Below are 13,076 nucleotides of genomic sequence, written 5' to 3'. Positions count from 1 at the left end.
CTACTATTTTTTAAGCGCAACACCTATTGTTTGTGCCTTTAATTATTTAATTTAGTCTTCGCTCTACTTTTCAAGCTGGCTTTTTCATATACTTGGTTAGCATTTTGTAGGCATGCTCTACTTGTTCATCACTAGGAGATTGGATTCCCGCCAGTGGATATTTGTAGCCAAGTGTTTCCCATTTATAAACACCTAATTGATGATATGGTAAGATTTCTACCTTTTCAATATTATTAAGTGTACCTAAGAATTGACCCATTCTTTCCAAGTATTCATCCTGGTCATTAACCGTTGGAACTAGTACGTGTCTAATCCAAACCGGTTGTCCTTTGTCAGAAAGATAACGGGCACAATCCAAAATATGTTCATTCGGTTTACCAGTTAGCTTAATATGGCGTTTACTATCTATATGTTTAATATCCAGTAGGATTAAGTCTGTATATTCAAGCAGTTCATCGAATTGCTCTAAAAATTCTGGTGATCTCGAAAAACAGCCAGCTGAGGAATCAATGGTCGTGTGAATTCCTCTTTCCTTACATAATTTAAACAGTTCTATAATAAAAGGAATTTGCAATAGCGGTTCTCCGCCGCTGACGGTAACTCCCCCGCCTGATGCATCCATGAATGGTTTATATAATTCAATATCTTTAACGATTTCTTCAGGACTCATTTGCTTGCCTGTTCCAATTGACCACGTATCGGCATTATGGCAATATTGGCAGCGCAACAAACAACCTTGCGTAAAGACAATGTAGCGGATCCCCGGGCCATCTACTGTGCCGCATGTTTCAACGGAATGTATATTTCCATATGTTGTCATGAGATCCCATCCTTTCTTTTCTAAAAATATCCAATTGGAAGTTAAAAGTTAGTCTCCCTGCTAATACAGGGAGACCTCCTAGTAACAAGTACTTCTATATTACATAGTTTCGTGGAACGTACGATTGATAACGTCAATTTGTTGCTCACGAGTCAACTTGATGAAGTTAACAGCGTATCCAGATACACGGATTGTTAATTGTGGATACTCTTCTGGATGTTCCATAGCAGCTAGCAATGTGTCACGATTGAATACGTTGATATTCAAGTGGTGACCTTCCTTGGAAGCATAACCATCCAAGATTGCAGCAAGGTTCGCTTCACGTTGCTCTTCTTCACGTCCAAGTGCTTTTGGCACCATAGAGAATGTGTTAGAAATACCGTCTAAAGAGCAATCGTATGGAAGCTTAGATACAGAAGATAGAGAAGCTAGAGCACCTTTTGTATCACGTCCGTGCATTGGGTTCGCACCTGGTGCGAATGGTTCGCCAGCGCGACGTCCATCTGGAGTGTTACCAGTTTTCTTACCATATACTACGTTAGAAGTAATTGTAAGAATGGATTGTGTGTGCACAGAGCTACGGTATGTTTTATGCTTTTTCAATTTAGTCATAAAGTTACGAACAAGCTCAACAGCCATGCTATCTACGCGATCATCATTGTTTCCGTATTTAGGGAAATCACCGATGATTTCAAAGTCAACTGCTACACCATTTTCATCACGGATTGGTTTAACTTGTGCATATTTAATCGCACTTAATGCGTCGGCTACTACAGACAATCCAGCAATTCCCGCTGCCATTGTGCGAAGGATTTCAACATCATGTAATGCCATTTCAATACGCTCATAGCTATACTTGTCGTGCATGTAGTGGATTACATTCAATGTATTGATGTATAGCTCTGCAAGCCATTCCATTGTGCTATCGAAGTTAGCCATAACTTCATCATAATCTAACACGTCAGAAGTAATTGCTTTGAAGTTCGGTCCAACTTGAATTTTAAGTTTTTCATCCACCCCACCGTTGATTGCATAAAGCAATGCTTTTGCAAGGTTTGCACGTGCTCCGAAGAATTGCATTTGTTTACCGATACGCATTGCGGATACACAGCAAGCAATACCGTAGTCATCGCCGTATTCTCTGATCATGATGTCATCGTTTTCGTACTGAATCGCACTTGTTTGGATAGACATTTTTGCACAGAAACGTTTGAACCCTTCTGGGAACTTCGTAGACCATAATACAGTCAAGTTTGGTTCTGGAGCTGGTCCAAGGTTTGTTAATGTATGCAAGAAACGGAAAGAGTTTTTCGTTACAAGTGTTCTTCCGTCTAATGCCATACCACCGATTGATTCTGTTACCCAAGTAGGGTCTCCACTGAACAATTGGTTGTAATCAGGTGTACGAGCAAATTTTACAAGACGAAGCTTCATAACAAAGTGATCGATGATCTCTTGTGCTTCTTGTTCAGTTAATGTGCCTTCACGAAGGTCACGTTCGATATAAATATCAAGGAAGGAAGATGTACGTCCTAGTGACATCGCTGCACCGTTTTGTTCTTTAATTGCAGCAAGGTAAGCAAAGTATAACCATTGTACTGCTTCTTTTGCATTTGTAGCTGGTTTAGAGATATCATAACCATAAATCTCAGCTAATTGTTTTAATTCACCTAAAGCACGGATTTGCTCGCTTAATTCTTCACGTTGACGAATAACTTCTTCGGACATTGTTCTTAATCCGTAGTTTTTCAAATCTTTCTTACGTTCAGCGATCAAGAAGTCTACACCGTATAATGCTACACGACGGTAGTCACCGATGATGCGTCCGCGTCCGTATGCATCTGGAAGACCAGTGATGATACCAGCCTTACGAGCAAGCTTCATTTCATCCGTATAAGCATCGAATACACCTTGGTTATGTGTTTTGCGGTAATCAGTGAAGATTTTTTGCACTTCTTCATCTACTGTGAATCCGTAAGATTCAGCTGCAGCTACCGCCATACGGATACCACCGAATGGTTGAAGAGAACGTTTGAATGGTTTATCTGTTTGGAAACCAACAATTGTTTCAAGTTCTTTATTTAAATATCCAGGACCATGTGATGTAATAGTAGAAACAATTTTAGAATCAAGATCAAGGACGCCGCCTGCTTCACGTTCTTGTTTAGTAAGTTCCATTACTTGCTTCCATAATTCTTTTGTAGCTTCTGTTGGGCCTTCTAAGAATTCATCGTTTCCTGTGTATGGAGTGATGTTTTTCATAATGAAGTCACGTGTGTTAACTTCATTCTGCCAATCTCCGCCAGCAAAGCCTCTCCATGCATCTTTTTTAGTTACATTATCCATAACCATTGCCATTTTATTTTACCTCCTAATATTACGTTCAGGAACATTATTTCAAATTTCTAGATGTTCAGCTTTTTTAAATTATATAACAGCTTTCTATACTCTTATAATACACATTATATGTGAAAAAGTGAACATGTAAATTATGACAATCTGGTGAAATCGAAAACAACGTTGTTAAATCAATCTTTTCTTTCTATTTTCGAATAATTCTAATATCAGGAACCCTTGACAGTAAATAAAACTGTTATAGTAAAATCCACTCTGAAAGCTAAACTGTACTATAAAAGGCATCTGTTCTTAAATACAGATGCCTTTATAGATACCATTATATAACAATTCTGTCATTTATGCACGTCTGATCTATTTTTAAAGGCTTCCTTCGTCACAATATATTGTTCGTGGTTTGTATGTTGTTCCTGATTTCCACCCGTTTCAGCATGGTGAGGAAAATTCCCAGGATGACTTTTACGTTTATGATTAAAACCTTTACCTCTCGCCATAATCCTACCTCCTTCCCTTATTATCATTTTCTACAGAAAGGCGAGAATTATGGCAGGTAAGTTGAGGCAATATAGTACAAAAAGAACATCATTATTGGCAGCCATAGACCACTTGTTTAAGCAATTTGGGAACAACCTCAGTGGAAAATGGAATATGCAGCCTTTCTGTACGTTTGTGTGCGTCCTTACCATATGGACCGATATTTACGGCTGGTATATCCAATTCCCCAATAATAGAAAGCGGAAGATTATACCCCTTCCCGTATAGAGGCATTTCATTTTCTAACACCGGCATCACTAAATCACGATCACGTAAACGGCAATAGCTTACATCGGAAAGCCCTGGAAAATAAGACATGATCTTTATTTCTTCATTAAATTTCTCTTTAGCGATCCTAACGCAGTGCTCTACTATACCTTTTGCTTTCTGATCCCTTTCATCATCTTCCAAATAAACGTGTGGATAATAAGGTGGAGCGAGCATGATCATATAAAAAGGGGCCTCTGATTTGAAAAACGCTGCCACTACATCTGCAATTTCAGCTGTTAATTTGGCCATATTCATGCCTGCGTCCTGTTCGAGCAATGCAATCTTTGCGTTTATTTCTTTCATAAACATATGGCCATATTCTCTACAGCCTTTATCAAATAACTCTTGATAAGTATATACACTGGGCTTAAGGTTAGGTTTTCTTGAACCATGTCTTCCATACCCAAGTAAATCATAAATATTTGATAACCGTCCTTCTATATACCTGCTGCTTTCTTCGCCAATATCTTTCAGCTTGTTTATGACTTCTTCCGGATTTTGCTTTAGCGTAAGGATATTAGCTAGTACATATGCTGCAGTTGGCGTTTGGACATTATATGCTTCTTTTAGATCCATTAATTTTAAGATCGTAGGCAGAGGATTCTGTTCCCCGCGTTCTTGTTCTAAAAAGGCTAAGGATAACTCCAGTCTTTCCGCTATCACACCTGCCATCCAGGCGGCATTCATGCCCTCAAGCGGTTCGCCTACATGTGTTTCAGTTCCTACACAAAAAATTAAGGGCAATAACTTACCCACAGATCCTGTATAAAAATATTTTGTACGGTCTCCTGGATATGCACCAAAACTCGGCTCCGAGCAAATGGCCACTTCCAAATCCAGTTGATATTGGTCCTTGAGTCCCTTAATCAACTCAACTCCCGCAAACATTCCGGCCGAATATCTCTCTTCATCCGGTGTAGCTAAAAATAATAAGTTATGTTTCAAATTGCCATGTTCGGCAGCTTCTGATAGTAAAGCCATCTGAATAGCAAGTCCGGCTTTCATATCCATAATTCCTCTTCCAAAGATCCACTCTCCAGACTTCAAATCCTGCTCGGCATCAACTGAAAGGTTTTCCTCTGCCATTGCACTTGTACATTCCAATGGTGAAAAAGCGAGCGGTGCAAGGCGTCCGTAATCTTCAACCCCAACTACATCATAATGGCTTAAAAGTATAATTGTTTTTTTACTCGTTTTACTACCTTGATAAAACGCAGCAACTGCTTTTCGATTTAATAGATCTCCTGTAATTTCTTTTCTGTATATTTGATCGGGGTAATTTTGAAAATAAGGCATTTCCTTAAGGATCGCAGAAATTTCGTCCTCCATACGCAGCTCACCTCTTGTTCCCGTTACACTTGGCACTTTTACAAGGCGGTATAATAACTCCAAAATCCCTTCCTTTGTATTCCAATGACCCATACCTTATCCCCCCACTTTTTCTATCTTTTTCTAAAATTATAGCAGTATTTGGTCGAATATTCAGTTAAATATTAATAGTATAGCTCTCTATTTTGCCGTTGCTAATTAGATATGTTACGGTATTCTTACAATTAAAGGAGCGGTTACAATGGATATTTCTATCAATATTAAAGAGATTACTCTCCACTATATTTCAATGGAACTAAAGAATTCCTTTACTACTAGCTTTGGAAGCTTGAAGGATAGAGAAATGATTATTATTGAAATGGTTGATTGCGACGGTATGGTTGGGTGGGGTGAATGTGTTGCCTTCCGAGAACCTTGGTATACGGAGGAAACACTCCAAACTGCTGCACATATTATGAAAGATTTTTTAATCCCCAAACTCATCCAGCAGCCAATCTATCATCCGGATGAACTTCAGCATCTTTTTTCTCCCGTTCGCAAAAATCCAATGGCTAAATCGGCTCTCGAAGGCGCAATTTGGGATTTATATGCGAAGAAAAATAATAAATCCTTATCGAGAGCTTTAGGTGGAACTAAAAATGAGATTGAAACAGGAGTTAGTATTGGACTGCAGACCTCAGATGAACATTTATTTCGCCTGATTGATCATAGCCTTGAGCAGGGATATAAGAGAATTAAGCTTAAAATCAAACCCGGTCAGGACATCTCTCTTATTCGGACAGTTCGTAGGAGATACCCACACTTACCCATTATGGCTGATGCAAATTCAGCCTATTGTTTAGCAGATATGGACCTCCTAAAAGCGCTGGATGAATTTGATTTAATGATGATTGAACAGCCGCTTCGTTTTGACGATTTTTATGAGCATGCCATTCTTCAGCAACATATCACAACACCGGTATGCCTGGATGAAAGCATTCAATCATTCGAGAACGCCAAACAAGCAATTGCTCTGGGTAGCTGCAAAGTGATTAATTTGAAAATTGGACGAGTCGGCGGTTTATCAGAAGCCATTAAAATTCTTCATCTTTGTGAAGCCAATAATATTTCCGTTTGGTGCGGCGGTATGCTTGAATCTGGAATTAGCCGAGCCCATACGATTGCACTGGCTTCCATGCCACAGGTTAATCTGCCTGGTGACATTTCGAGCTCCAGCCATTATTGGGAGCAAGATATCACGTCCCCTAGCGTGATTGTCGAGAACGGTGTCATTCAAGTTCCTGAACAAGCCGGAATGGGTTTTGAAGTTAATCGAAAATGGCTAGCCCATTACTCAACTCACAAAGAGTCCTTCACTTCCAAATAATGTGTATTCTTATTCTATAGGGGTATAGAATAAGAAACGAACAATGGGAGTGAATACACATGACAAAGGAAAAACCATTATCGAAGAAAAAAATGGACAATCCTGAAAACTCAATGACTGACAAAGAGCATATGCTCGATAGATTTGAAGATGAACAGCATGTAGACACCATTCCTATCGAAGATTTACGAGAAGAAAATCTTGAAGAAAAAGATAAGACTGCTACGAAGAGCACTTCTTCCAGCGAAAAGAAATACGAGCCCGAAAAACAGTAAGCATGGAGCCAGTTTATCTGGCTCTTATTTATTTCGCCTTTCCAAAAATCCCCTAGCTAATATCCCTCTGTAAACACCGTAATTAAATTCAAAAATATTCCTCAAAAAGTCATCCAAGACCCTCTATATTTCTTATACAAGGGGGGTTCTAAGTAGGCCAATAAAGTTCAAAACATACTCAATCCGCTTACAGCCAAATCTCAAAGGATTGCAACAGAGATTATCCGAATATCCAGCTTTACACAGGAAAGTTCTGCATCCTCACAGGAGATTCTCGCTAATATCAAAGAGCAAAACCAGCTAATAACCGGTATTTCTCATAGCTTTAATGAACTTGATAATCTAGTTGAAAAACTGGATGGATTAGTGCAGATTTAAATAAAAAACCCGCTATTCATGTTTACGCAGCACCTATTCGATGCGGATTCATGATTGACGAGTTTTTAAATTACATATTAATGTAACTCGTCGTATTTAGTCCCTATCGTTAAAGGACTTCAACAAATGTCTAATACTAACTATTCTTTAATATGTCGCAGTCCCTTTAATCAAAAAATGACGTGTCCCCACGTCATTCATTAATAAACTTATTCCGATTTCACTTTTTCATATCCATTGACGACAACAGATAATTCCCCGGTCGATGGATGAATAACCATTCCCGTTACTGGTATATATGCAGGCATTAACGGATGATTCTTAACCAGATTAACACTTTCCGTTACGCTTTCATGGACATTAGAGAAGCCCTTAACCCACTGCTTCACATCTATTCCTACATGCTCCAAAGTAGAAAAGGTCTCATTAGGTACTCCATTATCAGTCATTTGTCCAATCAATTGATTTGGATCCATGGCAGCCATACCGCAATCCTCATGGCCTACAATAAATACTTCTCTTGCTCCCAATGCATGAATTGCCACAATGATGGAACGCATCACACCGCCAAATGGATGATTTACGATTGCCCCGGCAGTCTTTATAATTTTGACATCTCCGTTAGCAATATTCATGGCCTTTGGTAACAACTCAACCAGCCTGGTGTCCATACAGCTTACTATAACCATTTTTTTATCGGGAAATTTAGTGGTCTCATATGGCAAGTATTCTTCCTTGTTTACAAATTCACGATTATAAGCAAGAATTTCATCTAATGTATTCATTTATTTCTCCCCTTCATACAGCCTTAAATCCATTGTACCTAAGTATTTATAATAGTTGAAATAATATACAATTTCATCCGAAGGAAACTTTCAACAAAAGATGCGTACACTATCATAACAGGTTACTAAACAGTATTGCCGGACAACTAATGAAAGGATCCATATACTTTGAAGACAAAACTTAGGCAACTTGAACCCTATATACATTCCATTTTTGAATATTTACACTCACATCCTGAGATAAGCTGGAAAGAGCATGAAACTGCAGCCTTTATTGAAAAGCGATTAATCGAAGAAGGGGTTAAGTGTAACGCTTTCCCCTCATTTCCCGGTTTAGCTGCTGAAATAGGCTCCGGCAAGCCAGTCATTGCTTTACGAGCGGATATGGATGCCCTTTGGCAGGAATGTGATGGAACCTTTAGAGCTAATCATTCATGCGGACATGATGCGCACATGTCAATCGTTTTGGGTGTAGCCTTGATGCTCAAAGAATTGACTGAGACTGAAAAAGAAAAAGGAACAGTTCGATTTATCTTTCAGCCGGCAGAAGAAACGGGTGAAGGTGCCAAGGCTGTAACGAATCTTGGAATTGTAGATGACGTTGATTATTTATACGGTCTCCATCTTCGTCCAATAGAAGAGCTGCCTCTTGGCATGGCAGCTCCTGCGATCAATCATGGGGCAACCTACCATCTTTCAGGAAAAATCATTGGAGAAGATGCACATGGAGCGCGGCCTCACTTAGGGACAAGTTCAATAGATGTCCTAATTATGATGCATCAGCTGCTTCAACAAATTAAACTGTCGCCGATGAAACCACATTCCATCAAAATCACCAGATTCGAAACAGGTAATGAAAATTTAAATGTTATACCAGGTACTGCTTTGTTTGGAATTGATGCCAGGGCTCAATCAAATGAAGACCTGAACATCATTAAAGAGCAAATAAAGCAAACCTTTGCTCAATTAGAATCAATCTTCCGCATTCATATCCAACTAGAACCATATCCAGATACACCGGCTTCCATCATCTCCGCCAAGGCGGCTCAGTTTATGGAAAAAGCTATTTTGGATACAATGGGGCATAAAGCATTAAGCCCTACAGTGTTAACTCCCGGAAGTGACGATTTTCACTTTTATACGAAACTTCGCCCTTCCATAAAAGCAACCATGCTGGCACTTGGTGCTGATTTAACTCCCGGACTTCATCACCCAAATATGACATTTGATCGTTCCTGTATAATAGAAGGCATCGAAATCCTAACAAGAGCTATTCTCCATACGTTAAAGGCTGAATCTCTATAATAAAGATTCAGCCCCTTTATAGTTATACCTAATCATTTCCCAGCGCTTGTTTTATATCCCCCCATAGATCTTGCCAGTTTTCCAATCCAACGGATACACGCAGCAATTGGTCTGTAACACCCATTTCCAATCGTTCAGATTCCGGAATAATAGCATGAGTCATTGAAGCCGGGTGACAAATCAATGTTTCAACATCACCTAAGCTGACTGCAATTTTAATAAGCTTCATCCTGTTAAGGAAGGCTTGTGCATCCTCTTTACTGCCTTTTATTTCGAAAGCGATAATCCCTCCTGGCTGACGCATTTGTTTCATAGCTGCCTCATATCCAACGTTTTGCTTATCTCCAGGATAATAAATCCGCTCAACTTTTGGATGTTCTTTAAGCTTCTCATAAATTTTTTGAGCATTTTCGCTATGACGGTCCATCCGAATTGGCAAGGTTTTGATTCCCCTTAACAATAGCCATGCATCAAAAGGCGCCATAATTCCCCCGACGTCCTTTAACATTGTTTTTCTAACTCGTGATATGAATTCACGGGAACCCGCAGCCAAGCCCGCTACAACATCCCCATGTCCGCAAATATATTTTGTTGCACTGTGTACAACTATGTCACATCCCAGCTGAAGGGGCTGTTGCAAGTATGGCGAAGGAAATGTATTGTCCACAATGACGGGGATCCCATTTCTTTTAGCCACCCGTGCCACCATTTCCAAGTCAATGACTCTCATAGTTGGGTTTATTGGCGTTTCAACAAATATACACGTTGTTTCAGGTTTAATTAACTCCTGTATTTGTTCCTCTGTTTCCATCGGACTAAAGTCATGATGGATGTTATACTTCTCTTTCATCATGACTAATAAATCGAATGTACAACCATAAATACCGAGTGAGCATAGAATATGGTCATTTGCCTTGGTAAGTTCCATTAAAACAGCTGATACAGCAGCCATACCAGACCCAAATGCAATTCCTTCCTCAGCTCCTTCCAATACTGCTATCTTCTCTTCTAATGAGCGTACGGTTGGATTGCCTAATCTCGAATAGATAAATCCATTATCTGTACCGGCAAATCGCTGTTCCCCCTGTTCAGCAGATTCAAATGTAAAGGTGGAAGTTTGATAGATTGGCATAGAAAGGCTTCCTTGATGTTCGTTTGATTCATATCCGGCATGGATAGCTGCAGTTTCAAAGTGGGTATATTTCTTATTCATATAGCTCCCCCTATTTCAAATGTAAAAAATTTCAATCCCCACTTTATCATATGGCATTCACCCAAAAATTGTAAACAGTCTTATCCAGATATTTCAAAACCCGACTTTCATTACATACAAACTACTGACCCAACATTAAATAGAACTCATCACTTCATACAGAGAAAAATAAGGACCCAATACTTATTAAATCCGGTGTATCTGTTTACTAATCTCCCTAAATTACAAGAAAAAAAGGCCCTAATCAGACCTTTCACCCATGTATAACGTCAGCAAAATCGCCATCTACTACTGATGTAAGTAAATCAGCAACCTTTACTTTCATTTGCACTCCTATTTTTCCTGCACTGACTATAATTTTTTCCTGAATTTCAGCTGATACATCTATGTATGTTTTATACTGCTTTTTCATCCCAACCGGTGAACAGCCACCGCGGATATACCCCGTATATTTTTGTATGTCTTTCATAGGCAGCATTTCAACTTTCTTTTCACCAGAAACTTTAGCTGCTTTTTTCAAATCTAGCTCTGAATCTACAGGAATCACAAATACATAAACAGAGCCAGTCCCTGAAATGGTAACGAGAGTCTTATAGACAAGACGATAATCCTGGCCTATCTTCTCTGCAACGGAAATACCATCAATTTTCCCATCGCGATTTTCGTATTGAAATATTTCATACTCAATTTCTTTTTGATCTAAAAGGCGCAGTGCATTCGTCTTTACGTTTCCCACTTAAAAACTTCCTCTCAAAATTTGCCCGATTTAAAAATTGAATAAAGTAAATACAGTACCATTAAGGTGGCGATAATCGATCCAATTTCAATAATAGGCACTTGCCATAATATAGAACCGCTCCCTCTAGATGATGATCCTATAATCAAGCCTGCCATAATAATACTAAAGGACAAGAGAATAATCGCATAGGAAAGCTGGTTCCCGACCTTATCCATTTTACCAAGGAACACATCTAGTTGCGGCACTTCTATTTGTACACGAAATTTACCTTCTTTCAGCTTATTCATCAATTCATTTATATTGCGAGGCATTTCGTCCAGGATATCCGAGTATTCCACTACTTTGTTCCACAAGGAGTCCGCCAGGTTTTTAGGCTTCAGTCTTTCTTTAATCAACTTCTCCCCAAACGGCTCAATTACATCAATAATATTGAATTCCGGATTCAATGTTTCTACAACACCTTCCACTGCAAGGAAGGTTTTACCCAGCATAGTCAAATCAGATGGGATACGGATATGATGTAAGTAGGTTAATGTAAAGAAGTCATTCACTGCTTCACTCATATTTAAAGTATTTAAAGGATGACCATAATACTTATCGATAATTTCTTCTACATCAGATCGCAGTTTATCATAATTGATATCATCAGGTGTGAAGCCCAGCTTCAGGATTGCACGCATGACACTATCCGTATTACCTCGTTTTAAGGCAATAATCAATGTTGCAAATGCATACTTTATCCGTGTATCCAGGTGTCCAATATTACCGAAATCAATCAAAACAATTCGATTTCCAGGTTGAATCAGGACATTGCCTGGATGTGGATCTGCATGAAACAGACCGTTGATTAAGATTTGATTCATCATCGCATCCGTAAAGCGCTCACTGATTAGTTGCCTGTCAAACCCAAGTTCATCTAGCATTTCGATTTCATTTATTTTAATACCTTCTACATATTCCATCGTTAATACTCGCTTAGTAGAGTAGTCCCAATAAATAGATGGTATCTTAATTATGTCATTATCGATAAATTGATTAGCTATTTTTTCGGAATTTCTTCCCTCAATTCCATAATCCAGTTCCTGATGTAAGGATTGAGAAAATTCATCCACTATATCACTTATGCCATAATCTCTAGCCCAGCTGAATCGCTTTTCTGCCAATCTAGCAATATTATGCAAGATTTCTAGATCTGTCTCAATATTACCCTGGATATTAGGGCGTTGCACCTTTACAGCGACCTCTTCCCCTGTATGAAGAACAGCCTTATGTACTTGACCAATAGAAGCCGCAGCCAATGCTTCTTCTGTAAAGTCGGAAAACAGTTCATCAATTGTTGCTTCCAGATTCGATTCGATAATCTTTTTGACTTCTTCAGGGGAGAAGGCAGGCACATGATTCTGCAGCTTTTCCAATTCCAAAATAACGGAAGGAGGAACGATATCAGGTCTTGTACTCAGCATCTGCCCAAGCTTTACAAAAGTCGGGCCCAATTCCTCAAGAATGGCACGAATCCGCTCGGCAGCCGGCCGATTTTTAACCTCCTTGCCTTCAAACGTCCACTGCCCTCCAAACGGTAGCATATCGGATAATCCCAGTTCTTTGGCAATGGATCCAAATCCATTATGAATCATTGCACGGATGATATCCTGGTACCGATTAAAGTGACGTATTCTCTTTTCAAGCATCTGCTTCCCCCCTAACCTG

11 protein-coding genes are annotated in these 13,076 nt (G+C 39.2%); 3 read left to right on the top strand and 8 right to left on the bottom strand.

Features of this window, described 5'->3' with window-relative positions; genetic code table 11:
- Positions 1–70 precede the first annotated feature (70 nt).
- The 4 genes from pflA to F7984_RS02315 all read right to left on the bottom strand — a co-directional run bounded on the left by pflA (position 71) and on the right by F7984_RS02315 (position 5,401).
- Positions 71–820 carry a pyruvate formate-lyase-activating protein gene (gene pflA, locus F7984_RS02325; RefSeq protein WP_066108295.1) on the bottom strand — a complete coding sequence of 250 codons (750 nt, stop codon included), beginning with the start codon at positions 818–820 and terminating at the stop codon, positions 71–73.
- A gap of 99 nt (positions 821–919) precedes the next feature.
- Positions 920–3,178 (bottom strand): formate C-acetyltransferase, encoded by a 2,259-nt coding sequence (pflB, locus tag F7984_RS02320; RefSeq protein WP_139892733.1) that lies wholly within the window; start codon positions 3,176–3,178, stop codon positions 920–922.
- Positions 3,179–3,510: 332 nt separating this feature from the next.
- Complete coding sequence (locus tag F7984_RS18865; protein WP_175354311.1) at positions 3,511–3,669, bottom strand: hypothetical protein; 159 nt, start codon at positions 3,667–3,669, stop codon at positions 3,511–3,513.
- 91 nt (positions 3,670–3,760) lie between these two features.
- Positions 3,761–5,401 carry a M20/M25/M40 family metallo-hydrolase gene (locus tag F7984_RS02315; RefSeq protein WP_066108300.1) on the bottom strand — a complete coding sequence of 547 codons (1,641 nt, stop codon included), beginning with the start codon at positions 5,399–5,401 and terminating at the stop codon, positions 3,761–3,763.
- Between the two features lie 154 nt (positions 5,402–5,555).
- Here F7984_RS02315 and menC point away from each other — a divergent pair, with 154 nt between their 5' ends.
- Both menC and F7984_RS02305 read left to right on the top strand, forming a co-directional pair.
- Complete coding sequence (gene menC, locus F7984_RS02310) at positions 5,556–6,674, top strand: o-succinylbenzoate synthase (RefSeq protein ID WP_139892768.1); 1,119 nt, start codon at positions 5,556–5,558, stop codon at positions 6,672–6,674.
- Positions 6,675–6,733: 59 nt separating this feature from the next.
- Complete coding sequence (locus F7984_RS02305) at positions 6,734–6,949, top strand: hypothetical protein (protein WP_066108303.1); 216 nt, start codon at positions 6,734–6,736, stop codon at positions 6,947–6,949.
- Between the two features lie 587 nt (positions 6,950–7,536).
- Here F7984_RS02305 and F7984_RS02300 read toward each other — a convergent pair.
- Positions 7,537–8,112, bottom strand: coding sequence for a beta-class carbonic anhydrase (locus tag F7984_RS02300; RefSeq protein WP_066108306.1), 576 nt, complete (start codon positions 8,110–8,112; stop codon positions 7,537–7,539).
- Between the two features lie 168 nt (positions 8,113–8,280).
- Here F7984_RS02300 and F7984_RS02295 point away from each other — a divergent pair, with 168 nt between their 5' ends.
- Complete coding sequence (locus F7984_RS02295) at positions 8,281–9,417, top strand: amidohydrolase (protein WP_066108308.1); 1,137 nt, start codon at positions 8,281–8,283, stop codon at positions 9,415–9,417.
- A gap of 28 nt (positions 9,418–9,445) precedes the next feature.
- Here the strand turns inward: F7984_RS02295 and megL are convergent, their stop codons facing one another.
- The 3 genes from megL to F7984_RS02280 all read right to left on the bottom strand — a co-directional run bounded on the left by megL (position 9,446) and on the right by F7984_RS02280 (position 13,057).
- Positions 9,446–10,630 carry a methionine gamma-lyase gene (gene megL, locus F7984_RS02290; RefSeq protein ID WP_066108311.1) on the bottom strand — a complete coding sequence of 395 codons (1,185 nt, stop codon included), beginning with the start codon at positions 10,628–10,630 and terminating at the stop codon, positions 9,446–9,448.
- A 253-nt stretch (positions 10,631–10,883) separates the two neighbouring features.
- Entirely contained in the window at positions 10,884–11,366 is a 483-nt protein-coding gene (ybaK, locus tag F7984_RS02285) for a Cys-tRNA(Pro) deacylase (protein WP_066108313.1), read from the bottom strand.
- A 14-nt stretch (positions 11,367–11,380) separates the two neighbouring features.
- Positions 11,381–13,057, bottom strand: coding sequence for an ABC1 kinase family protein (locus F7984_RS02280; RefSeq protein ID WP_066108315.1), 1,677 nt, complete (start codon positions 13,055–13,057; stop codon positions 11,381–11,383).
- Positions 13,058–13,076 lie beyond the last annotated feature (19 nt).

The organism is Pradoshia sp. D12 (assembly GCF_008935075.1).
GTDB lineage: Bacteria > Bacillota > Bacilli > Bacillales > Pradoshiaceae > Pradoshia.
Note: the sequence above shows the minus strand (reverse complement) of the source record. Positions and strands in the feature narration are given on the sequence as shown.